Origin of the sequence: Sutcliffiella horikoshii, from assembly GCF_021991925.1 — a bacterium.
GTDB classification, from domain to species: domain Bacteria; phylum Bacillota; class Bacilli; order Bacillales; family Bacillaceae_I; genus Sutcliffiella_A; species Sutcliffiella_A horikoshii_F.
This window is the reverse complement of record NZ_RXZI01000002.1, coordinates 703055-724882: the sequence shown is the minus strand read 5'-3', so window position 1 is coordinate 724882 and position 21828 is coordinate 703055. Positions and strand designations below refer to the sequence as shown.

Genomic DNA, 21828 nt, shown 5'->3' with positions numbered 1-21828 from the left:
CTCCAAAAATAATTTATTTCTTCAAGTATAAATACATAAAGGAGTGAACACAATAGAAATATCCCCCGTTTTATATGAAAAACCCATGTATCGAATGCTTCTAGCAAAGCATGATAACATGGGTTTTTCTGGTTATGATAGAAGGATTATAAAGGTGAAGACTCCTTTTGCTCAGGAATCTTCCCCAGAAGATTTTCATTCCACTTATGAAGACCTCTATCGCACGAATATCTTCTCTAATAGGTCTTCATCCAATTTTTTTAAAAAAATCCACCCGCCTACATATATAGACGAGTGGATCTCTCATTTTTAGAACAAGAACATACCAGCAATCGCAGCACTTAACAGGTTAGAAAGCGTACCTGCGATGATTGCACGGAACCCTAATCTTGCAATATCCGGACGACGGCTTGGAGCTAAGTTCCCAAGACCACCAAGTAAAATTGCCAAGGAAGAAAGGTTCGCGAATCCACACAGTGCGAAAGAAATGACCGCGATGGACTTATCACTGAATATATCTAGCTGTGCAGAGAATGTAGAGTATGCAACAAACTCGTTCAATACAAGTTTTTGACCGATCAAGTTACCAGCCGCTACCGCTTCACTCCAAGGGATACCGATTACGAACGCCAATGGCGCGAATAGATAACCAAGGATAAAGTCTAAGGAGAAGTTATCAGCACCGAACCAACCACCTACTCCACCAAGAATACCGTTGATAAGTGCAATCAATGCGATAAATGCCAGTAGCATCGCACCAACGTTAAGTGCAAGTTTTAAACCGTCAGATGCACCGCGAGCAGCAGCATCAATGACATTAGTCGCTCTGTCATCTTCAGATTCACCGATTTGGGCATTTGGATCTGTTTTTGGTTCTTCCGTTTCAGGAATAAGCATTTTTGCCATAATCAATCCACCAGGAGCTGCCATGAAACTAGCTGCCAATAGGTACTCCAAAGGAATTCCAAGTGCCGCATAACCAAACAATACAGAACCGGCTACAGATGCTAGTCCACCTGTCATGACCGCGAACAATTCAGATTTTGTCATGCCTGCGATATAAGGACGGATAACTAAAGGTGCTTCTGTTTGACCAACGAAAATGTTAGCGGAAGCGGATAGGGATTCTGTTCTGCTTGTCCCTAAAAGTTTTGCAAGTCCGCCACCAAGGAAGCGAATGACAATTTGCATGATACCAAGGTAATATAAAACAGAAATTAAAGCAGAGAAGAAAATGATGATCGTCAATACGTGAAACGCGAATACAAAACCAGTCGCTTCTGCGCCAGGGTTACCTAGTACAGGACCGAAGAGGAATCCAATTCCTTCGTTTGCGTAATTGATGATATTTTGAACTAGTTCAGTCAAGCCAAGGAAAGCTTTACGACCAAACTCCCACTTTAAAACGATAAAAGCAAATAACAATTGAATAGCTAAACCGCCTAAAATAGTGCGGATCTTGATCTTTCTTTTGTTTTCTGAAAGTAGGAATGCGATTACAAAAATAACGGCAATCCCCATTAATCCCCAAAGGATATTATTCATAAAATTCACCTCTATTTGAAATTTCTGCAAGTTGTTTGTCGTCAGACATCTAACTATCACATTAACACTTTACTACGAAATGAAAGCGTTTGAAAGAACTTTTTTTCTGTAAAAATGTAACAGATGGAACAAAACCGTTATCAAACCAAGGTCCTCTTAAATAAATTACCCAACTTTTACAAAATAATGTATAGTCAAGGAAAAAAACACGCTTTAAATGTAGGTATATAGAATCATTAAAGTTGTTACCTGAGAGTATTTATGGTACTTTTGTATTAAATTATCAAGGAAGGGTGTTTGGATGGAACAATATTATAAACGCGATATTTCATGTGGTAATTGCAATCATTCATATAGTACATTGAAAGTAAAATCCCGTTATATTCGCCCTCTAACACATGACACGGATTTTTGCTCCACTTACCACTCCGAAGAGACAAACCCTCTCCTCTATTATGTATCTGTCTGTCCCCATTGTGGATATGCTGTCACAGATGAATTTAGCAACAAGTTCACGGCAGAATCTCTTCAGGCAATCCGGACAAAAATACAAAAACATTGGCAATTCAAAGACTTTGGTCAGACACGGACGGTCAAAACCGCCATCAATGCCTACAAGCTGGGTATATATTCTGGAATAATAAAGAAAGAGACGGCTATCGTCATGGCAGGTCTATATCTTCGACTTGCTTGGATCTACCGTACCGTTGAAAAAAACACCACCCAGGAACAACGATTTCTCAAACTTGCAGTAGAACAATTCGAAATCTCTTATTCCACAGGGGATTTTGAAGAAAAAGAAATGTCCGAAATAAAGCTCCTTTATTTTATTGGAGATCTTCACACCAGGCTCGAAAACGAAAGGCAGGCATTCCGCTATTTTCAATTGGTCATCCAGCATAAAACAAAAGAAAAGGAAAAGCGGCTAGTTGAAAAAGCAAGAGAACGCTGGTATGAAATCCGGACTGCCACTAAGCTGCAGGCTACAAGCTAAGAATAAATAAAAAGCAAGGAACCACATGGACGGTTCCTTGCTTTTTTATGCGTAACGAGCCCCATTAAAACATTGGGTTTTCTTCCAAATAGATATATATGTTGTCCACCAGTTCATCCGGCGTTTCACCCGAGACGACATCACCGTTCACAAGCGCAAAAAGCGTGTCGAAGCATTTACCGCAATAACCTAGACATCCATATTCCACTATATCCAGATTTGGATCTTTTTCCAATACTTCTCTTGCCTTTTGTGAACCACTGGCTAGATTGCTTATACAAAATTCGATGATCGGCTTCACTATTTTCACCCCTCTATTGCCCTTTCATGCTACCTTTTTTTCCTTAAAACGTCAATTATCAAGCGTATTTTTTGGACGCTTGCTGATAATGGAGATACTTAGCGAAAGCTGAACTATTTTCTGAAAGAATGTTGTTATTTTGTCATAATTTCGATATACTTTTAATGTTATTTTATTTAATCGTGTTATACATTTTGTCAAATGAAAGCGCAATTGTATCATAATATGTATTTTTCTTCACATAAAACTATTAAATATTACTAGATTCCTACTATTATATTCCAAAAACACCTTTAAATCGGTGTGCGTTCATTATATTATGAAGACTTTACTAGCTTGAAAAGGGGTTTTAGCTGCTATGAAAAAACTTGTTGTGCTTGGCGCAGGTTATGGTGGAATGCGTATTCTTCACCGTCTGCTACCTAATCAATTACCATCTGATACTGAAATTGTGCTAGTGGACAGGGCTCCCTACCATAGTTTGAAAACGGAATTTTATGCGTTAGCTGCGGGAACGATTTCAGACCATCATGTACGTGTCACTTTTCCAGAACATGAAAGGCTTTCTGTCAAATATGGGGAAGTTACAAAAGTGGATATGGAAGAGAAAATGGTTCACTTTGAAGATCAGAGCACCCTTTCTTTTGACGATCTGATCATCGGACTTGGCTGTGAGGATAAATATCATGATATTCCTGGGGCGGAAGAATACACATACAGTATCCAGACCATCAATAAATCCAGAAAAGCATACCAGGCGTTAAATGATTTGCCTGCCAACAAAGTCGTAGCTATTGTCGGAGGTGGATTAAGCGGAGTTGAAATTGCCAGTGAACTGCGTGAAAGCCGTCCCGACTTAACCATTAAACTATTTGACCGTGGAAAAATCATCCTATCAAGCTTCCCGGAAAGACTTAGCAAGTATGTACAGAATTGGTTTGAGACGCACGGCGTGGAGGTAGTGAACGGTTCCAACATTACCCGTGTGGAAGAGAATACCCTCTATAACCATGACGAACCGGTACATTGCGATGTTATTGTTTGGACTGCTGGAATTCAGCCGAATAAAGTAGTTCGAGATCTTGAAGTAGAGAAAGATGGACAGGGACGTGTCGTACTGACAAAGCAGCATAACATTCCTGGTCATGAAAACGTCTATGTTGTCGGCGACTGTGCAAGCCTTCCCCACGCTCCAAGCGCCCAGCTGGCGGAAGGACAAGCAGAACAAATCGTCCAAGTATTAATGAAGCGCTGGAACGGAGAAACACCTCCTGAAGAATTTCCTGCCATCAAGCTAAAAGGTGTACTTGGGTCACTTGGGAAAAAACACGGCTTCGGACTCGTAAACGAACGTCCACTGACAGGCCGCGTTGCAAGGCTACTGAAATCTGGTATCTTGTGGATGTATAAATATCATAATGGATAAAAAGAAACCCCATAAGTTTAACGACTTATGGGGTTTCTTTTTACAAGGCTCTTTTCTCAAAGTTTGTTGCTATTCCCTAGTAAAAAGTCGGCAATTGGACTTTTTACAGCTTGCCTACTTTTAAATAGGCACACATTCTATTCCGTACAGCTAGGAAAAGAGCACGATAGTAAGGAATATAACGGATAGTTGAAGACTACGAAAAGCAATAAGGTATACGAAACCAGCCTTTTACGACGCCACGTATCCGTGCTTTTCCATTTCAGAGTAGATTGTTTTTAACTTAGGGTTTCCTTCACCCACAATCTCTCCTTCAATCACTACTACCGGATAAAACATATCCTCTTCCACGACTCTTGTGGCGAATTCTTTCTTGTCTCCGTCACATTCCTGCGTGTTGAAAATATCTATATAGGAGATGGTGAATTCCTGTTCTGGGAATTTTCTTGCCACTGCCGCCTCCAGCCATTCATATGTCTCTTTCGATGATGGCAGGTTGACACAGCTTGGGCAAAGCACCTCTGCACCATACACACAAATTTCTACCGTTTTCTTCATAAGGCGACATCCCCCAACATTCACAGCATTTTCTCCATTTTACCGTAAAACGCTTACTTTTTCATGGAATTAATTTCGATTTCCTAAAAAGACCCAGTGCAGAGTCATAGATTTTTTTGGAGGTTTTCTTTATAATAGAATTATGTAAGGAAAGGAGCGATAACTTATGTCTAACCCGGAAATCAATGCGCAAGTTCAGGAAGTACTAGATAAATTACGTCCATTTCTTCTTCGTGACGGAGGGGACTGTGAATTAGTAGATGTGGAAGATGGCATTGTAAAGTTGCGTCTTTTAGGTGCATGCGGTTCTTGCCCAAGTTCCACTATCACATTAAAAGCTGGTATTGAGCGTGCATTACTTGAAGAAGTACCAGGCATCATCGAAGTAGAGCAAGTATTCTAATCAATGATAAAAAACCTGCGAGCAGACAGTTCGCAGGTTTTTTTGTTTATATGGAAGACACCCTACATAAATGATTGGAATGAACCTCGCTGCCCATTTTACTTACCTGCAACAGCTCTACCTTATGCTGTGGAAATTCAGAAGCAAGCGCACTTACTACGTTTCTTCCCTTTCCATTCTCACAAAAGCAGATGACGGTAGGTCCGGCACCGCTGATTGTGACACCAAACGCTCCTGCCTCTCCTGCCCTCTCCTTCAGTTTTTGAAATTCAGGAAACAGTTTTTGGCGATATGGTTCATGGAAGATATCGCTTTCCATCATCTTTCCGACAAGATCCCATTTCTTCAACATAAATGCACCTAGCATAACATTGGCATGGCTGCTTCCCGCAACCGCTTCACCAAACGCAAGCCTTTTCGGCAACAAACCTCGGGAGTCCTTTGTTTTCGCCTCGAAATCAGGAATGACCGCAACCATCTCCAAATCCTCTACAGGAAGCTTTACATACTCCCAATTATCATCCTGATAGGTAGAGACAACGAGGCCACCGTATAGGGAGGCAGCAACATTATCGGCATGCCCTTCAAATTTGGCTGCAAGTTGAAGCTTCTCATCGGGGCACAAATTTTTATTACAAAGAACATTCATGATCTCAATGGCGCCTACAATAGCTGCGGCACTACTGCCAAGACCCCTTGCTAAAGGTATGTCACTCATAGTTAAAACGTGTACAGGGGGAGCTTCCACCCCCCAGAGCTTTTGTAACTCCTGACACACAGTCCAAAGGATGTTTTCTTCTTTTTTTATAGATAGCGGCGGGACGCTTGTAAACTTCCATTCGTCTGCATGGTTGACAAAAAGCGTGACATATTTATTGACCGCCATTCCGATTGAATCAAATCCAGGTCCTAAATTGGCTGAGCTTCCGGGGACTTTGATGACAAATCCGTCTCTATATTCTGTCATACGGATACCCCTTCAAATGATTTTACCAATTGTGAATAGTCGTTCGGGATTTGCTGCACGTTCACATTGGCATGGTTAGTGGCAGTGACAGGATCCTTCAGCCCGTTTCCTGTCAGTACACAGACAACCTGTTTCCCCTTAGAAAGTTCCCCTGTCTTCAGTTGCTTTATGACTCCAGCAACAGATGCACTTGATGCAGGTTCTGCAAACACGCCTTCCGTTTGAGCAAGTAGTTTATACGCGTACAGCATTTCTTCATCGGTGACAAAATCAATCTTCCCATTGGACTCTTCCCCTGCCTGGACAGCGTATTCCCAGCTTGCTGGGTTTCCGATCCGAATGGCTGTCGCAATTGTTTCTGGATTCGGTATCACCCGGTTCTGCACGATTGCCGCAGCACCTTCTGCCTCGAATCCACGCATTTCTGGTAACCCTGATTCGTGAATGCGGTGATATTCTTGAAACCCCCGCCAATAGGCTGTGATATTTCCAGCGTTCCCAACAGGTAGGGCCAGCACATCTGGCGCCTTCCCAAGCTGGTCGCACACTTCGAATGCTGCGGTTTTCTGCCCTTCGATCCGATAAGGATTCAAAGAGTTTACCAGTGTGATAGGAAGCTCTTCTGATAATCTCCGTACCATCTGAAGTGCCTCATCAAAATTTCCATCCAAGGAGTAAATTTCAGCACCATACATTACAGCCTGTGCAAGCTTCCCTTGTGCGATTTTTCCATCCGGGATGACCACGATACATTTCATTCCCGCCCTGGCCGCATAAGCAGCGGCTGAGGCGGAAGTGTTTCCCGTTGAGGCACAAACTACCGTTGTACTTCCTTCCTCCTTCGCTTTGGCTACAGCAAGTGCCATGCCTCTATCCTTAAAGGAGCCGGTCGGGTTCGCCCCTTCCACTTTCACATGGAGCTCCACCCCAAGCTGATCAGAGAGCTTTTCTAGAAAAAGAAGGGGGGTGTTGCCTTCCTGAAGGGAGACATTAGGTGTGCGTTCATTTACTGGTAAATAGTTGCTATATTCCTTGACTAGACCCCTCCACATCATACGGCCACTTCTCCTTCCACCCGGTAACTGCTCTTGATTTCTTTCACGTACTTCATATCGGCAAGCTCTTCTAGTAAATTCTCATAGCGCTGTAAGGAGGCGTGGTGCGTGACAACCACCACTTCCGCCAAAGCATCTTCCTTTAATGGAAGCTGCAAGATTTTCTCGAAGCTGACACCTTTTTGTGAAAATAGATTCGTAATATGGGAGAGCACCCCGACTTCATCTTCTACATGAACGCGAAGAAAGTGCTTTGCCTGGACCTCAGCCTTATCCTTTAAGGTTTTCTGGAATTGAGGGGAGACCATGCTTTTTCCATTAACACCAAGGCGCATGTTCTTCATTACTCCAACTAAGTCGGATACAACGGCTGTTGCTGTCGGAAGGCTGCCTGCACCTGGTCCATAGAACATCGTTTCCCCAACTGCTTCCCCGTAGACATAGACAGCGTTGTATTCGTTTTGAACACTTGCCAATGGATGTGCATGCGGTAGAAGTGTTGGCTGTACGCTGACCTCGACCTTTTCTTTTTCACGATGGGCAATGCCGATCAGCTTCATCGTGTAGCCAAGCTTTTTGCTGTAGTTCAAGTCCTCTTCGGATACGGCACTGATACCTTTTACCTGAACGTCCTTGAGTTCGATGTTCATGGAAAATCCAAGCGTGGAGAGGATGGCCATTTTCCTTGCCGCGTCGATTCCTTCCACATCTGCAGTTGGATCGGCTTCGGCAAATCCCAGTGCCTGTGCTTCCTTCAACACTTCCTCATAGGAAGAACCTTCGTTATTCATCTTTGTCAGGATGAAGTTTGTCGTTCCATTCACAATCCCCATCATTTTGGTGATTCTATCTGATGCAAGGCCATCAACCAAGCTTCTCAGGATAGGAATACCACCAGCGACACTCGCTTCATAAAATAGATCACAATGGTTCTCGGCTGCAGCAGCCAGTAATTCGGAGCCATATACGGCCATCAGATCTTTGTTGGCAGTGACAACATGCTTTTTGTTATGAAGTGCCCTTAGAATGTGATGTCGGGTCTCTTCCACCCCGCCCATCACTTCAATGACCACATCAATCTCCGGATCATCCAAAACTTCCTCCGCATGTAACGTCAACAATTCCGGATCCAAATCCACCAGCCGCTCCTTATGCAACTCCTTCACAAGCGCCTTCTTCACCCTAACCGGACACCCCACCTGATGCATCAACTTATCCTGATGACTCTCCACAATCTTCACAACCCCACAACCAACCGTACCTAACCCCAACAAACCAACCGAAATCACCTTCATTTCGCTTCACTCCCCTAAAGGGGGTCTGACCCTCACTGCTCTAAAGCACTAAAGGGGGTCTGACCCCTTTTTCTTTTTGTCTTCCCTGTGTGTACATTTGTTTTTATATAATGGACATTATAGTTTGGTTTTGTATGCTTGACAAGGGGGTAATTTTCACGTTTTTTGTGTGTAAGCGTTTACTGCGTTGGGGGAGTAAAGGAAAAATATTTGTTTGAATAAGGGAATGTGTCGATGATGATTTTTATGAAACTTTTTCCAATTACTATCGTACTAGTAAGAGGCATGGGCTGGTGAAACACAATACTTATAACTCCCCACAGAAAGGAGGTTCCAATGAACAATAAGAGCATAATGACGATAGTGACCTTAATCTCTGCATTTTTGTTCAGTATGGTGATTGTTTTTGTTTCATTGTCACCCTTGTCAGAGTTAGGTCCCAATGCCAATCAATTCAATTCAACAGGAATGTGGCTATCAATTGCCATGATAGTCATGTTATATGCCGTCCCATTAGTAATCTATCATGCAGGAGTAAATTGGATGAAGTATCTGATGGCAGTACTTTCCTTCCTCGGACTATTCACCATGGTAGCCATCATGATCACTGCCACGATCATCGGAATGACGGCTTTATCCTTATCAGCATTTTACCCGCTTTTAGGCATGTGCGCTTTATATTGCTTAGCAAATATATCATGGTACCTTGCAGCATTCCCGAGAAATAAACAAGCATCTGCAATGGCTAAATCCTCATAAGGTATTGAACTAAAAAGCCGGATTTTAGCCCCACTTGTATGTGGACTAAAATCCGGCTTTTTATTATGGCTATTTTCGTAAGCTTTGTTGCTTTTACGTATTTTTAAACCGACCGATATATTCAATACTATCGTGCTCTTTTCCCTGCAAAACTGAATATGCTACATGCATGGTTAGAGTAAGTAAGCAGTAAAAAGTCCGATTGCCGACTTTTTACTTGAATAGCAACAACCTTTGAGAAAAGAGCCTTAGTTATCTAACTTTCGTTTTTGGTTCTTCCCCATGAAGTACCGCCATAATATTATCACGGGATAACTTCATCATCGTCGTTCTCGTTTCTACACTTGCACTTCCGATATGCGGAATTGCTACAACCTGCGGCAACTGCAATAGAGGATGGTCTGCTCCAATAGGTTCTTGATAGAATACATCAAGACCGGCACCAGCAATGACATTGGATTGCAACGCTTCTATCAATGCCTCCTCATCAACCACTTGCCCCCTGCCGACATTGATAAAGAAAGCGGACTTTTTCATCCGATTAAATGCAGCTTGATCAAACAAGTGTCGCGTTGCTTCCGTTAAAGGAGTCAGACAAACAACGAAATCGGATTCCTCGAGTAACTTTTCAAAGGTGCGATAAGACGCACCTACCTCCTGCTCCGCTTCCATATGACGGCTTCTGTTATGATAAAGCACTTCCATCCCAAACCCTCTTGCACGTCTTGCCACTGCCTGCCCTATTTTCCCCATACCCACAATCCCGATTGTTTTATGATACACATCCGCCCCGGCAAGTAGGTATGGACTCCAGCTTTTCCATTGCCCAGCCTTTACAAATTCTTGAGCTTCTGTAATTCGTCTAGCCGTGGCCATCATTAAAGCAAAGGTAAGGTCAGCGGTTGTTTCCGTCAGTACATCCGGAGTATTGCAAACCTTAATTCCCCTTTCAGAGGCAGCTTCCACATCAATGTTGTCATAGCCGACTGCAAGGTTCGCCACCACTTTAAGATTAGGCGATTGATCTAAAAGCTCTATATCCACTTTGTCGGAGAGCATTGTCAGCAATGCGTCCGCTTTCCGGGCCTCTTGCATCAAAACTTCCCGGGGGACTGCCTCGCTCTCACTGTTCCACATCTCCACATCTGCCATTTCCCTTAATGGAACCAATATCTCTTCTGCTAGCTTTCTCGTAATGAATACATAAGGCCTTGTCATCTTCTTCTCTCCCTGCTTCATGTTGTCTGGAATGATTGCTACTACAATTATTGTCATTTTATCACTCATGGCTTTTCCGATACATACCTATATAGGGAAAACGCTTAATTTTTTACCCAGTCCAATATTGGGATGCCATAAGTCTTGGCAGGCACACCCGCCAGATCATAAAAATTCCCAAGGAAGTGTTCATAATAGGTAGATGATCGCAAAACGCCTCTCATCCTATCTTCATGCCATTTTTTGTCTGCCACAGGACCACTCGTATAATAATCCTCTACACATTCTAAATAGTGGACCGGAAATACGAGGCGTGCATATAAAAGTCTCCAGGAAAAACTGGAAAGCGGGGAGACCCTTTCATAATCTTGCAAGAAGGTCTGTATTTTCGCCGGGTTCATATCCATTCCTTTTCGACACTCGGCCCGTATCCATTCAGAAAGGTCTCTGCTGGCATGATCGAATATCCAGTCTGTCGGAAGCTTCATCCATTGGTTCTGTTGCCAAGTAAGATCTGTGAATCGATGGTGACATAAGGTTGCCGCATCATTGATCATCGGGCTATCATCTAGCTCCGTGTCAACTAGATACTGTATGGCATTTTCGGTTAAACCTAAATAGTAAGGAAAAGACTCTACAAAAAGAGTATCAAATACATCTACCGGATTGCTTCTTACTTTTTCCCTGAAAAAGCTTTCCATTTGATCGATTCTTTTCACCCATAAATCTTTCCACTGTCCGACACGATTAATGGCTGTCACTTTTGACGGGAAGCTTCTTGCATGATAGTGGAAGGTTGCCAATTCCTTTCCGACATAAAGTTGGAGAGTGTTATTGTTGTAGGGCATTCTGAATAGCGCGATCTTCTTTCCTTCTATTTCCGTAATATAGGAATCACTTTTATTTTTCACAAAAGAACTAACATATATATCTTGGTGCGTGCGTATCATATAGTCACTTATCTTTTGAAGTTCATCAACTTCCTCCTCCTCCAAGTGACCAACAGGTACCATGATGTAGAGCACCCGATTAGCCCAGAAAGCATCAAACTGCCGCACCCTTTGTTTCCTTTCCACCCTTAAATCATATTGTTCATAGATAGACTGCTTCAACTAAGTTCCCTCCTTTATCCCTAGTACCAACTATATGAAGGAAATGGAGAAAACTTGTTAGAAATAAACTTTAGCCAAACGCCTTTACCAACAAAAATCACATTAAAAGCTATTTTTTCTTGCCGATAAGGGAATAAAGGGTAAAGAGAGAAAAAAGAGGGGTCTGACCCTCACTGCTCTAATGCGTTAAAGAGGGGTCTGACCCCCTCGACTATATTATAGAAGATGGGTGAGCCGGATGAAGAATTTTGAGAGTATGGATGAAGTAGAGAGAAAGGCTAGGGCTTTGTTGGAGGAGCGCGGGGTGACGATGGATGATATTGCCAAGTTGGTGTACTTTTTGCAATCGAAGTACCATCCTGCCCTTGAACGTTCGGAGTGTCTGGAAAATGTCGATCGCGTTCTTTCCAAGCGCGAAGTTCAAAATACCATTCTTACAGCTATTGAATTAGACATTTTAGCCGAGCAAGGAAAGATTCAAGAACCGCTTTTGCGGATATTGCGTGATGATGAAGGCTTGTATGGAGTAGATGAGGTTTTGGCATTATCCATTGTTAACGTTTATGGCTCCATCGGCTTCACCAATTACGGGTATATTGACAAACTAAAGCCTGGAATTCTAGAAAGCCTGAATGACAAAAGCTCTGGAAAGGTGCACACATTCCTTGATGATATCGTCGGAGCGATTGCCGCTGCAGCATCAAGCCGCTTGGCACATAGAGCAGCAAATACAGAATAACCAATAAAAACCAGACTGGAGCTATAACTTAAATAGCAAAAAGTCTGGTTTTTTTAGGCTCTTTTCTCCAAGATTGTAGCCATTTGTAATTTATAGTTAGCTTATATTTTCTCTATCCATTCAGCCAAAGACTGCGCTGTATACGTTGGCTGCTCTTCATACGTTTCCAGATGTGCCTTAGTTGTCACGCCTGTGTGCACAAGCAACGTGTCCATTCCAGCATTCATCCCTGCCTTAATATCCGTATGATAGTTATCCCCCACCATCAACACATCACTACGTGGAACGCCTAACACCTTCATCGCCTGCTCCATAATGACTTTTTCAGGCTTCCCAATGAAGGTTGGCTGCGTTTCAGTTGAAACCGTCAGGACGGAAGTTAAGGAACCGTTCCCCGGCAAAAGGCCACGTTCCGTCGGGATGGCAATATCGCCATTAGTGGAAATAAATCGTGCTCCATTACGAATATTAATGGCACCAAGTGCAAGCTTTTCGTAGCTGATGGAGCGGTCAATTCCGCTTACGACAACATCTGCCCCGTCTTCCACCAATTCAAAGCCTTTCTCCATCAAAGCAGTTCTGATTCCTTCCTCCCCGATCACATAGATCTTTGCTTCAGGCTTATACTCATAAATATAGTTGGCGGTAGCATTACTAGTTGTAAATACTTGCTCGTCCAAAGTAGGGATGCCGAAGTCCCTTAATTTCTGTGCAACCTGCTGTGGCGTTCTGGAAGAATTATTGGTTACAAAAAGGTATGGTATCTTTTTATCGAATAATGCCTTTACAAAATGGCTTGCCTCTTCAATTTTCTCTTTTCCTCGGTACATGGTACCGTCAAGGTCAATCAAATATCCTTGATACTTCTTCATCTATATTCACTCTCCACTACTGTATGGTCCTTGCATTAGTTTAAGTATTTTCCAACCTGTTCATGTTAGCACAATTTGCTAATCCTTTAAAAGAAAAAACTCTGCCTTACACCTTTGCTCTAATTACCAGCTATCAAATCATAGACAAAGCAAAAGAACGCCCTCTCATAAAGAAAGCGTTCCCATTTTAATTCTTGAATGCGGACACAGGCCCAAGCTCATTTTCTAAATAGCTGCGGACAGCTTCACTAAATTCCACTATCCCATCTTTCACATCTTCCAGACAACCCTCTACCTCGGAGTGATCAATTAAAAGATAATCCTGCACAAGCGTTTTGCGCATGCGTACAAGCGCTTTAAGTTGCTGCGCCAGGCCGGATGTCACCACTTTCTCATCTTCAAGAATATCAATGATGTCCTCGTAGCTTCCAGGGTCTCGCATAATAAAGCCGTCAATCATCGCATTTCCCACATCCAATATGCCTTCAATGACCGCTACCGCAATTCGCTCAAGGGCCTTCTTTTCGATGGAGGTGCTCCAGGATGGATGCTTGTCAAAAACCTTGATATTCTCTTCAATATAAAGCAAGGTCTGTCCAATTTTCTCCCTATCCACAAAGTACATATCCCTATCTCCTTTGTTTATCATCTTGGTTGTTGTTTTAGCTGTGTAATGTCTTTATTTTATCACAAAAAATAAGCCCATATATGACAAGGGCGGAAAATATCTGTTAACAAGAAACCGGTTGTATTTGTTATACTAAGAAAAGATGCACGGAGGAGGTTATCCATAATGGGAGAAAAATTCTTTTTATACGATGATACAGTAGATACGAAAACTCGCTTTGTCAGCTTTATGGGGGAAAGCAGTCGTTTTGATTTGGCCATTGTCAAGTCTGACCGATACTATGGAAAAAGCCTTGTACTGGATATACAGGGCAACCGTTTTGCGATTATCGGCAGCGATGATCTGGACGAGCCAGGCTATCTGGAACACGCCTACCAGTTGTCGGAAGAGGATGCCGCCGAATTGCGTTCGTTTTTATATGAGGTAGTGTAATTTACTTTATGCCTCATCATCATAAATAATCCCCTATTGTCTAGGAAAAACTAACGGTAATCTTAGACAGAGGGGATGTTTTTTTATGCATGAAAGAGAAAAAGATAAAGAAGCTGAGCAATATACTGATTTTTCCAATGTGGAAACCCAACATAATTTTTTAATCCCGGAAACTCTGCCAGAAGGCCCTTATGGGTCCCCACGCGGAAAAGATACACCAGTTGAAAACAAAAGCACGCCATGGCGAGAAGGACAGCGTTACTATAGTGCCTTCAATTATGAAAATAAGAATTTGCATCAAGATATACCTAGACAGGACCCTGGTGCGCATCCGACTCATGATGATAGCAGTGAGAATGAAGAACCGCCATATGGTAAGTAAGTGGAAAAAGCAACATAGTATACGAAAACAGCCAATAAAAAAGAATCCCATCGACCACCAAATACGGTCAATGGGATTTAAATCAATGTGCCACTCATTTCGCCTCAGCAGCAGGCTTCTTCACTTTTTTCAAGACAAAATAAGCACAGCCAAAGTTGCAGTATTCTAAAATGTAATCAGGCAAGGTGCTGATTTTTGTGTCATGGGTGGACTTATGATTCTGATCTTCAAAAAATCCTCGCAATCGCAATTGATTATAGCCCCAGTCTCCAACTATGTAATCGTATTTGTTCAGTACATCGATATATCTTGTTCGAAAGGTTTCTTCGTTAAAGCCGTCTCGATTTTCCTCCAACAGTTCGTAGCAATGGTTTCCAATACAAATCATGATTCGATCCTCCATTTCTGCTCTTATTTACATTATAGACCATTCTCCATCAATTTCTAAGTCAAATTTTTTACTAACGGGAAACCCTAATGATTAAGGGGGTGTTTCCATTGAGGAAAACAATAAAAGTTTTAGCAGTTTGCAGTTTAATCACAGCTTCTATGACAGCTTGTGCCTTTGATCCAACGCCACAAGAACGTCAAGCACGAAATGTGATTTACGGGGGACGAGATGGCCAACCGATGAACACGAATACCGGTCACCGCTATGATATGTATGATGCCAGGGATGTCAACCATGACCAAAGTCGTTTTGGATATGTCCGTGACCAAGCGGAACCTGTAAGAAATTCACAGCGCTATAACGAAAATATCGCAGCAGTGGATTACGGAGAAATTGCAAATATCATTAATAAAATGGTGGTACAGTTACCCGCTATTGAAGATTCCGCAACACTTGTTACGGATGAAGTAGTGCTGATTGCATATGAGACAAACAGTGATGACCGAGAATCGACCGCAGATCAAGTTAGTAAGACAGGTCTTTCCATCGTACCGCGTTATTACCATGTGTACGTTTCTGATAATCCGGAAATGATTCACGAAATCGAGCGTTTCCGTTCGCTAGGCGTCTCTAGTCCAAGAGTGGACGAGATCTTAGAAACGACGATTAAAGAAATGCTTAAATCCCCTCAAGGTAAAAAGTTAAATAACGGGGAAAATGCCAACGGGGAAGCGGAAGGCGAAATGAACGAAGAAACAGATAAAAGTGACTTTGGTAAGCAAATGAGAAACGAATAACAGCCATAAGAAAAAGGTACAAATCCTGCATGGTGGATCTGTACCTTCTTTTTTATGCTTGAGCTTGTCTAGCTTTTGATGCTTCGTTTACCTGCTCATCTGCATGATAGGAAGAACGCACAAGCGGGCCAGCCTCACAATGGCTGAATCCTTTTGTCATCGCAATTTCCTTTAACTCCGCAAACTCATCTGGATGGTAATATTTTTGCACCTTGATGTGTTTCTTGGATGGTTGGAGGTATTGCCCAATCGCCATGATGTCAACATTATTTGCCCGTAGGTCATCCATTGTTTCGATGATTTCCTCTTTTGTTTCCCCAAGTCCGATCATGATGCTGGATTTTGTAGGGATATCTGGTTGCAATTCTTTTGCACGGCGTAAAAGTTCAAGGGAACGGTCATACGTTGCTCTTGCACGGACTCTTGGTGTCAAAGAACGGACCGTCTCTATGTTGTGGTTAAGTATGTCAGGTCTAGCAGCCATCAACATTTCAATATTTTCATACACCCCACCCATATCGGATGGAAGAACTTCAATGGTGGTAAAAGGGTTTTCGCGGCGGACGGCTCTGATGGTCTCAGCAAAAATTGCAGCGCCTCCATCTTTCAAGTCATCACGGGCCACTGCCGTAATGACAGCGTGCTTTAAATTCATCAATTTCACGGACTCTGCTACACGTTCCGGCTCTTGTGTATCAAGTTCGGTTGGAAGCCCCGTCTTGACAGCACAGAAACGACAGGCACGGGTACAAACTGCTCCAAGGATCATGAATGTAGCTGTACGTCTCACAGCCCAGCATTCATGGATATTAGGACATTTTGCTTCTTCACATACCGTATTCAAGTTATGCTCTCTCATCAATTTTTTAAGACCTGTATAGTTTTCGTTCGTATTCAGCTTGATTTTAAGCCAATCCGGTTTACGTATGTACTCTTCTTTTTTAGCCATATGCTCAACTCCAACTTGTCTTATTTTCAAAGAATAATTTATCTATATATTTTCACTATTCTCACTAATCTTATAAGGAAAATGACATGTTTCATCTGTCACTTTACCAAACATCCAAGGAAGAAACAAGTCCAAAAGCTTCCACAGAAACATGTCCGACAATCTTCCATGAATTAGTATAAATGAAATAGAAAAAACTCACCACACTAACAGTAGGAAATGAAAGTAAAGGAAGGAGTGGGATTTTGATAAGACTACTTTTATGCGTCATTATTCTATTTGCCTCTATACCTGCCGATGCCTCTGCTGCTGAAAAAAGTTTAACCGACGAGCAGATTTATGCCAAGAGGCAGGAGCTATATACTAGAATGCAGTCTGTGACACAAATTCCGTGGCAGTATTTCGCGGCAGTCGATCAATATGAAAGAAATGTAAGAAGGGTCAGAAGAGATATACCAAAAGCTACCGGGGTCATTGGGATTTACTATAAACCAGAGATCTGGGCCGGTCCATTAAATCCTAATGCCCAGGATACCAATCCTTCAAGCATTCAATTTTTTGGCGGTACAGGATTGGACGGCAACGGAGATGGAGTGGCTGATTCCACAAATGATGAGGATGTCCTGTTTACCTTTGCATCCTATCTCAAGAATTATGGAAACGACAAAGAAAATTTAAAAATTGCCCTTTGGGACTATTACCAGCGGGATAAAACAGTCGGCCTGATCATGGGTCACTTAAAGCTTTACAGTACTTATGACACATTGAAACTGGATACCCATGCCTTCCCATTACCAATCCGATCTAATTTCAGCTACAAAAACACATGGGGAGATGCACGCGGATGGGGTGGTCGCAGAATGCATGAGGGTACCGATATTTTTGCAAGCTACGGTGTTCCTGTCCGCTCCACCTGTTATGGCATCATTGAAATCAAAGGTTGGAATAAATTTGGGGGGTGGAGACTTGGGATCCGTGATATCAATAATACGTATCATTACTTTGCCCACCTGAATGGTTTTGCCAAGGACTTGGAAGTAGGACAAGTCGTAGAACCTGGGCAGATTATCGGTTCTGTAGGTAGTTCAGGATATGGACCACCGGGCACAGCTGGGAAATTCCCGCCACACCTGCACTATGGTATGTATAAAGACAATGGTTATTCCGAATGGTCCTTTGATCCATTCCCTCATCTTAAATCATGGGAACGCGGAGAAAGAAGGAAGCGCTAGATTCAGTAAGATAGATAGCTTTTGATTGGACACAGGGTGTAGACTCTAGCGGGAGGTAGCGCTTAGCGGGGACAGTGAAGCATTGTGAAGAGGTTCCAAAACACCCCGCGGAAAGCGAAGCCTAGTGCGGAAATCAACAGCGGTGTTTAACAAAGCCTATGAAAAAAGCTGCTGATCGTTTACTCACGATCAACAGCTTTTTACCATGTCTCACTTAACTTTTCTTTACTGCCCACAAGATACTTCCTGCAAGGCCACCCCAAATGACGACAATACCGACAACCATCATGACAATTGCACTTGCTTCCATTATTTATTGACCTCCTTAGACGAGGAAGCTGGCAGCTCCAACGTGTCTTTTTTCCATTTGATAAGGGAGAACGCAATACCTACTAACAATGCAAGCACTGCTACTACCACACCATATTGGATGGTGAAGATACGTGAGTAACCGTCCGCCGCTCCATATACTTCGGCGACATTCGTACGGATAAGGTCAATCATCATATAACCAAGTACAAGTGGTGTGATGACAGCTAAGGACCATGTCCACCAATGTCCCAGGAATCCTGTCAATTTAATGTCAGAGATTTCATTTGCATGATTTTGCAATACCTTAAGCTGTCTTGCAAAATATACTACAACGATTACTTGAACCAGACCAGCAAGCGCTACCCCGAATTGGTTGATGAAGTAGTCTGCAACATCCAATACATTCAAGCCGCCTTGAGTAGCAAATACCAAGGAAATTACTGCAGATAAACCACCACCGAAAGCTACTGCTTTTGTACGGGATACCTTGAATTTATCCTGTACCCCTGCAACAAATGTTTCTACAATGGAAATCAATGAAGATAATCCAGCAAGAACCAATGATCCAAAGAAAAGGAATCCAAAGAGCTGATTGAAAGCCGGGAATTCATTGATGATTTGTGGGAACACGACAAATGCCAATCCGACACCGCCTGCAACCACTTCATCCACTCCGACACCTTGTTGTACTGCCATGAAACCTAGGATGCTGAATACCCCGATACCAGCAAGCAATTCAAAACCAGAGTTACTGAATCCAGTGATAAAGGCATTGTTTGTGATATCCGATTTTTTCGGCAAGTAACTTGAATACGTGATCATAATCGCAAATGCGATGGATAAACTGAAGAAAATCTGTCCGTATGCGGCTACCCAAACCTTACCGTTTGCTATCGTGCTCCAGTCAGGTTTGAAGAAAGCATTAAGACCAGTCCCAGCTCCTTCTAGAGTTAAGGCACGGACGACGATGATAAGGAATAGGACAACAAGGGTAGGGATAAAGATTTTGTTGGCAACCTCTACACCTTTTTTAACTCCCTTGAATAACACGCCTAGCGTTACCACCCAAACGATGATTAATGGAAGTAATACAGATGGAACCAAGCTTCCGAATTCACCAGGAGCAGATACCTGAAGATATTCTCCAATCAGGAAACCGCCTGTCTCGTCCCCCCACTTCAAGTTAAGTGAGAATACTGAGTAAGACATAGCCCATGCAATGATGACGGCATAATAAGTAGAAATTACGAATGCGATACCAACTTGCCACCAGCCAAGCCATTCATACTTTTTGTTCATTCTTGCATAAGAAAGTGGTGCAGATCCGCGGTACTTATGACCCATGGTGAATTCAAGGATCAATAGTGGAATACCCGCAGTCAGAAGGGCGAATAAATAAGGTACGAAGAAAGCCCCTCCTCCATTCTCATAAGCAGTAGCCGGAAAACGCCAAATGTTCCCTAAACCGATGGCCGATCCAACCGCTGCCAAAATAAATCCTGCTCTTGTCCCCCATTGCGGTCGATTATCCATTCTCTCTCTCCCCCTATTTAGACTCTTTTCTACCAAAAAGTAGATAAAAGAGTCCAAATGTTTTATTTTTTCTGATTATTTAATATAATTTATACATAGTATAACTAGACTTTATGACTATGTCAAAACAAACTTTTCAGTTATATTAGTCGACATTATGCGACAATACTCAACAATGTATATTTATTACTATTTATCCGTTCTCTCAAGTTAATCAGTTGCTATACAGGACTTTACCATTGAATATTTATTCATTTTAGTTTTCAATAAAAAAAACACCTCCCTCTTTATCACTTTATAAAAAGTAGATAAAAAGGAGGTGTTTTTTACTTTATTCCAAAAGTAATATTAGCTTATTCTGCCATTTTCAGTGCTTTAAATCCAAATCCTATGAAGATAAAGGCTACAAATACAACCAAGAGTCCTAGTAGAGTACTTCCAGTAAGTCCTAGAACAATATAGCCGACAATTGCTACCAAGGCACTGATCAGCGCATATGGTAACTGTGTTAACACGTGATCGATATGATTACATCCCGCACCTGTAGAAGAAAGAATCGTTGTATCTGAAATCGGTGAACAATGGTCTCCAAATACAGCTCCTGCAAGTACTGCAGCCAACGCCGGCAGTAACATGTTAATATCTGTCGCAGCAGAGATTTGTCCTGCGATAGGTAATAGCAAGGCAAATGTTCCCCATGATGTACCGGTAGCAAATGCCGTAATACCCGCAATGATGAAGATGATAACAGGTAAGAATGCGATATTCATGTTGGAGTTTTCCACTACACTTGCAAGGTAGCCACCAGTATCCAGCGCATCGATCAAGCCTGTGATCGTCCACGCAAATAGAAGAATGTAAATGGCAGGAAGCATCGCCTTCACTCCCGCTTTAACCCCTCTACCAACGACATTTCTATCTACCCCACCTTTGGAAACCTGTTGGAAGAATAAGATAAACGTTACAATCAGAGCAAAAATACCACCATAGAATAATGCTGCAGATGGATCTGTGTTTTCAAAAATCGCTAGAAGGGTTACATCACCCTCTGTGGCAGTGTACCCTGTCCAAAGCATCGCACTTACCACACCGACTACAAGGGAAACAATCGGCCATACAAGGTTTCCGACCTTTCCTTTTGAACTTGTCGGCAGGTCATCATCCAACTCTCCAGGTACTTCCTTGGAAGTATCCAAAACTTCCCCTGTTTCCATGGCACGAGTTTCATGCTTTTTCATCGCACCGAAATTCACATTAAAGTAACTAACCAAGAACACCATGATGATGGCAGAGAATACATATAGATTCATCGGAATCATTTGAATAAATGCACTAAAGGCAGATATATTCGTTACACTGTGTGTTGCTAGAATTCCTCCAATGATACCGATGATATACGCTCCCCAACTTGAAATCGGAGAAACGACACAAATCGGTGCAGACGTGGAATCAATCAAGTAAGCCAATTTTGCACGGGACACTTTATGACGGTCTGTCAATGGTCTGCTGATTTGCCCCACTGCCAAACTGTTAAAATAATCATCAATGAAAATGATCAAGCCTAAAACAGTCGTCAACAGTTTGGATCCTCTTCTAGTTTTGACACGTTGAAGTGCCCATTCTCCAAATGCACGACTTCCCCCAGTGATAGAGATGAAAGCTGTAATAATTCCTAATAATAATAAAAATAGCAAGATGAAAATGTTCCAAAGATTAAGCTCTTTATCTTCTACAGAATAGAATAGTCCCACTACCGTATCCCAGATCAACACTACCATTGTGAGCGGATTGAAATCTGCCAACATAAGTGCCGAAGCTAAAATACCTACTCCAAGTGACAGCAATACTCTCCTGGTCAAAATAACCATCAAGATTGCAAGCACTGGAGGAATTAATGAATAAATCGTTCCTTCCATAACAAAAAACCC

Annotated in this window: 24 protein-coding genes; 9 read left to right on the top strand and 15 right to left on the bottom strand. The window is 42.4% G+C overall.

The window, feature by feature from the left end:
• Positions 1-309: 309 nt before the first annotated feature.
• Positions 310-1545: a NupC/NupG family nucleoside CNT transporter gene (locus EKQ44_RS08870; protein WP_237663178.1), complete on the bottom strand. Its 1236-nt coding sequence runs from the start codon at positions 1543-1545 to the stop codon at positions 310-312.
• Between the two features lie 301 nt (positions 1546-1846).
• Between EKQ44_RS08870 and EKQ44_RS08865 the strand changes: the two genes are divergently transcribed.
• Complete coding sequence (locus EKQ44_RS08865; protein ID WP_237663177.1) at positions 1847-2539, top strand: DUF2225 domain-containing protein; 693 nt, start codon at positions 1847-1849, stop codon at positions 2537-2539.
• Positions 2540-2603: 64 nt separating this feature from the next.
• Here EKQ44_RS08865 and EKQ44_RS08860 read toward each other — a convergent pair whose 3' ends face one another.
• Complete coding sequence (locus EKQ44_RS08860; protein ID WP_237663333.1) at positions 2604-2843, bottom strand: YuzB family protein; 240 nt, start codon at positions 2841-2843, stop codon at positions 2604-2606.
• A 355-nt stretch (positions 2844-3198) separates the two neighbouring features.
• Here EKQ44_RS08860 and EKQ44_RS08855 point away from each other — a divergent pair, with 355 nt between their 5' ends.
• On the top strand, positions 3199-4266 hold the full coding sequence (locus tag EKQ44_RS08855; RefSeq protein WP_237663176.1) for an NAD(P)/FAD-dependent oxidoreductase: 1068 nt from the start codon (positions 3199-3201) through the stop codon (positions 4264-4266).
• A gap of 231 nt (positions 4267-4497) precedes the next feature.
• On the opposite strand, the gene EKQ44_RS08850 is transcribed toward EKQ44_RS08855, so the two are convergent.
• Positions 4498-4824 (bottom strand): YuzD family protein, encoded by a 327-nt coding sequence (locus EKQ44_RS08850; RefSeq protein ID WP_237663175.1) that lies wholly within the window; start codon positions 4822-4824, stop codon positions 4498-4500.
• 166 nt (positions 4825-4990) lie between these two features.
• Here EKQ44_RS08850 and EKQ44_RS08845 point away from each other — a divergent pair, with 166 nt between their 5' ends.
• A complete protein-coding gene (locus EKQ44_RS08845) occupies positions 4991-5227 on the top strand; it encodes a NifU family protein (protein ID WP_010196573.1) in 237 nt (78 codons plus the stop codon).
• A gap of 46 nt (positions 5228-5273) precedes the next feature.
• On the opposite strand, the gene thrB is transcribed toward EKQ44_RS08845, so the two are convergent.
• Genes thrB through EKQ44_RS08830 form a run of 3 tightly spaced genes read right to left on the bottom strand, consistent with a single transcriptional unit; the run spans position 5274 to position 8544 of the window.
• The gene (gene thrB, locus EKQ44_RS08840; protein ID WP_237663174.1) at positions 5274-6194 is read right to left on the bottom strand and encodes a homoserine kinase; all 921 of its coding nucleotides are present in this window, start codon (positions 6192-6194) and stop codon (positions 5274-5276) included.
• A complete protein-coding gene (gene thrC, locus EKQ44_RS08835; RefSeq protein ID WP_237663332.1) occupies positions 6191-7246 on the bottom strand; it encodes a threonine synthase in 1056 nt (351 codons plus the stop codon). The genes thrB and thrC overlap by 4 nt, the downstream gene beginning before the upstream one ends.
• Positions 7246-8544: a homoserine dehydrogenase gene (locus tag EKQ44_RS08830; protein ID WP_237663173.1), complete on the bottom strand. Its 1299-nt coding sequence runs from the start codon at positions 8542-8544 to the stop codon at positions 7246-7248. Before EKQ44_RS08830 ends, thrC begins: the two co-directional genes overlap by 1 nt.
• 336 nt (positions 8545-8880) lie before the next feature.
• On the opposite strand from EKQ44_RS08830, the gene EKQ44_RS08825 reads away from it, so the two are divergent.
• Positions 8881-9303, top strand: coding sequence for a DUF5391 family protein (locus EKQ44_RS08825; protein WP_237663172.1), 423 nt, complete (start codon positions 8881-8883; stop codon positions 9301-9303).
• Positions 9304-9555: 252 nt separating this feature from the next.
• Here EKQ44_RS08825 and EKQ44_RS08820 read toward each other — a convergent pair whose 3' ends face one another.
• Together EKQ44_RS08820 and yutH are read right to left on the bottom strand one after the other, a co-directional pair.
• The gene (locus EKQ44_RS08820; protein WP_237663331.1) at positions 9556-10521 is read right to left on the bottom strand and encodes a 2-hydroxyacid dehydrogenase; all 966 of its coding nucleotides are present in this window, start codon (positions 10519-10521) and stop codon (positions 9556-9558) included.
• Positions 10522-10625: 104 nt separating this feature from the next.
• Positions 10626-11633, bottom strand: a complete 1008-nt coding sequence (gene yutH / locus EKQ44_RS08815; protein WP_237663171.1) for a spore coat putative kinase YutH — start codon at positions 11631-11633, stop codon at positions 10626-10628.
• Positions 11634-11889: 256 nt separating this feature from the next.
• Here yutH and EKQ44_RS08810 point away from each other — a divergent pair, with 256 nt between their 5' ends.
• Positions 11890-12372 carry a phosphatidylglycerophosphatase A family protein gene (locus EKQ44_RS08810; RefSeq protein WP_414491287.1) on the top strand — a complete coding sequence of 161 codons (483 nt, stop codon included), beginning with the start codon at positions 11890-11892 and terminating at the stop codon, positions 12370-12372.
• Between the two features lie 101 nt (positions 12373-12473).
• Here the strand turns inward: EKQ44_RS08810 and EKQ44_RS08805 are convergent, their stop codons facing one another.
• Entirely contained in the window at positions 12474-13244 is a 771-nt protein-coding gene (locus EKQ44_RS08805) for a TIGR01457 family HAD-type hydrolase (protein ID WP_237663169.1), read from the bottom strand.
• 187 nt (positions 13245-13431) lie between these two features.
• Positions 13432-13869 carry a DUF86 domain-containing protein gene (locus tag EKQ44_RS08800; RefSeq protein ID WP_237663168.1) on the bottom strand — a complete coding sequence of 146 codons (438 nt, stop codon included), beginning with the start codon at positions 13867-13869 and terminating at the stop codon, positions 13432-13434.
• Between the two features lie 168 nt (positions 13870-14037).
• Here EKQ44_RS08800 and EKQ44_RS08795 point away from each other — a divergent pair, with 168 nt between their 5' ends.
• Both EKQ44_RS08795 and EKQ44_RS08790 read left to right on the top strand, forming a co-directional pair.
• On the top strand, positions 14038-14304 hold the full coding sequence (locus tag EKQ44_RS08795; protein ID WP_237663167.1) for a DUF3055 domain-containing protein: 267 nt from the start codon (positions 14038-14040) through the stop codon (positions 14302-14304).
• An 85-nt stretch (positions 14305-14389) separates the two neighbouring features.
• Positions 14390-14686, top strand: a complete 297-nt coding sequence (locus tag EKQ44_RS08790; RefSeq protein WP_237663166.1) for a cytosolic protein — start codon at positions 14390-14392, stop codon at positions 14684-14686.
• Between the two features lie 94 nt (positions 14687-14780).
• On the opposite strand, the gene EKQ44_RS08785 is transcribed toward EKQ44_RS08790, so the two are convergent.
• The gene (locus EKQ44_RS08785; RefSeq protein WP_237663165.1) at positions 14781-15074 is read right to left on the bottom strand and encodes a YutD family protein; all 294 of its coding nucleotides are present in this window, start codon (positions 15072-15074) and stop codon (positions 14781-14783) included.
• Between the two features lie 110 nt (positions 15075-15184).
• Between EKQ44_RS08785 and EKQ44_RS08780 the strand changes: the two genes are divergently transcribed.
• Positions 15185-15874: a YhcN/YlaJ family sporulation lipoprotein gene (locus EKQ44_RS08780; RefSeq protein WP_237663164.1), complete on the top strand. Its 690-nt coding sequence runs from the start codon at positions 15185-15187 to the stop codon at positions 15872-15874.
• A 52-nt stretch (positions 15875-15926) separates the two neighbouring features.
• On the opposite strand, the gene lipA is transcribed toward EKQ44_RS08780, so the two are convergent.
• Positions 15927-16823, bottom strand: coding sequence for a lipoyl synthase (lipA, locus tag EKQ44_RS08775; RefSeq protein ID WP_168865345.1), 897 nt, complete (start codon positions 16821-16823; stop codon positions 15927-15929).
• A 248-nt stretch (positions 16824-17071) separates the two neighbouring features.
• On the opposite strand from lipA, the gene EKQ44_RS08770 reads away from it, so the two are divergent.
• The gene (locus tag EKQ44_RS08770; protein WP_414491286.1) at positions 17072-18055 is read left to right on the top strand and encodes a M23 family metallopeptidase; all 984 of its coding nucleotides are present in this window, start codon (positions 17072-17074) and stop codon (positions 18053-18055) included.
• A gap of 214 nt (positions 18056-18269) precedes the next feature.
• Here the strand turns inward: EKQ44_RS08770 and EKQ44_RS08765 are convergent, their stop codons facing one another.
• The 3 genes from EKQ44_RS08765 to EKQ44_RS08755 form a co-directional block, all read right to left on the bottom strand.
• Entirely contained in the window at positions 18270-18365 is a 96-nt protein-coding gene (locus EKQ44_RS08765; RefSeq protein ID WP_237663162.1) for a methionine/alanine import family NSS transporter small subunit, read from the bottom strand.
• Positions 18365-19900: a sodium-dependent transporter gene (locus EKQ44_RS08760; protein ID WP_237663161.1), complete on the bottom strand. Its 1536-nt coding sequence runs from the start codon at positions 19898-19900 to the stop codon at positions 18365-18367. The genes EKQ44_RS08765 and EKQ44_RS08760 overlap by 1 nt, the downstream gene beginning before the upstream one ends.
• A 353-nt stretch (positions 19901-20253) precedes the next feature.
• The gene (locus EKQ44_RS08755) at positions 20254-21816 is read right to left on the bottom strand and encodes a Na+/H+ antiporter NhaC family protein (protein WP_237663160.1); all 1563 of its coding nucleotides are present in this window, start codon (positions 21814-21816) and stop codon (positions 20254-20256) included.
• Positions 21817-21828: the final 12 nt, after the last annotated feature.

Coding starts and splice junctions, on each gene's coding strand:
- EKQ44_RS08870 (WP_237663178.1), bottom strand. CDS start 1,545: ATGAATAATATCCTTTGGGGATTAATGGGGATTGCCGTTATTTTTGTA.
- EKQ44_RS08865 (WP_237663177.1), top strand. CDS start 1,847: ATGGAACAATATTATAAACGCGATATTTCATGTGGTAATTGCAATCAT.
- EKQ44_RS08855 (WP_237663176.1), top strand. CDS start 3,199: ATGAAAAAACTTGTTGTGCTTGGCGCAGGTTATGGTGGAATGCGTATT.
- EKQ44_RS08850 (WP_237663175.1), bottom strand. CDS start 4,824: ATGAAGAAAACGGTAGAAATTTGTGTGTATGGTGCAGAGGTGCTTTGC.
- EKQ44_RS08845 (WP_010196573.1), top strand. CDS start 4,991: ATGTCTAACCCGGAAATCAATGCGCAAGTTCAGGAAGTACTAGATAAA.
- thrB (WP_237663174.1), bottom strand. CDS start 6,194: ATGACAGAATATAGAGACGGATTTGTCATCAAAGTCCCCGGAAGCTCA.
- thrC (WP_237663332.1), bottom strand. CDS start 7,246: ATGTGGAGGGGTCTAGTCAAGGAATATAGCAACTATTTACCAGTAAAT.
- EKQ44_RS08830 (WP_237663173.1), bottom strand. CDS start 8,544: ATGAAGGTGATTTCGGTTGGTTTGTTGGGGTTAGGTACGGTTGGTTGT.
- EKQ44_RS08825 (WP_237663172.1), top strand. CDS start 8,881: ATGAACAATAAGAGCATAATGACGATAGTGACCTTAATCTCTGCATTT.
- EKQ44_RS08820 (WP_237663331.1), bottom strand. CDS start 10,521: ATGACAAGGCCTTATGTATTCATTACGAGAAAGCTAGCAGAAGAGATA.
- EKQ44_RS08810 (WP_414491287.1), top strand. CDS start 11,890: ATGGATGAAGTAGAGAGAAAGGCTAGGGCTTTGTTGGAGGAGCGCGGG.
- EKQ44_RS08805 (WP_237663169.1), bottom strand. CDS start 13,244: ATGAAGAAGTATCAAGGATATTTGATTGACCTTGACGGTACCATGTAC.
- EKQ44_RS08800 (WP_237663168.1), bottom strand. CDS start 13,869: ATGTACTTTGTGGATAGGGAGAAAATTGGACAGACCTTGCTTTATATT.
- EKQ44_RS08795 (WP_237663167.1), top strand. CDS start 14,038: ATGGGAGAAAAATTCTTTTTATACGATGATACAGTAGATACGAAAACT.
- EKQ44_RS08790 (WP_237663166.1), top strand. CDS start 14,390: ATGCATGAAAGAGAAAAAGATAAAGAAGCTGAGCAATATACTGATTTT.
- EKQ44_RS08785 (WP_237663165.1), bottom strand. CDS start 15,074: ATGATTTGTATTGGAAACCATTGCTACGAACTGTTGGAGGAAAATCGA.
- lipA (WP_168865345.1), bottom strand. CDS start 16,823: ATGGCTAAAAAAGAAGAGTACATACGTAAACCGGATTGGCTTAAAATC.
- EKQ44_RS08765 (WP_237663162.1), bottom strand. CDS start 18,365: ATGGAAGCAAGTGCAATTGTCATGATGGTTGTCGGTATTGTCGTCATT.
- EKQ44_RS08760 (WP_237663161.1), bottom strand. CDS start 19,900: ATGGATAATCGACCGCAATGGGGGACAAGAGCAGGATTTATTTTGGCA.
- EKQ44_RS08755 (WP_237663160.1), bottom strand. CDS start 21,816: ATGGAAGGAACGATTTATTCATTAATTCCTCCAGTGCTTGCAATCTTG.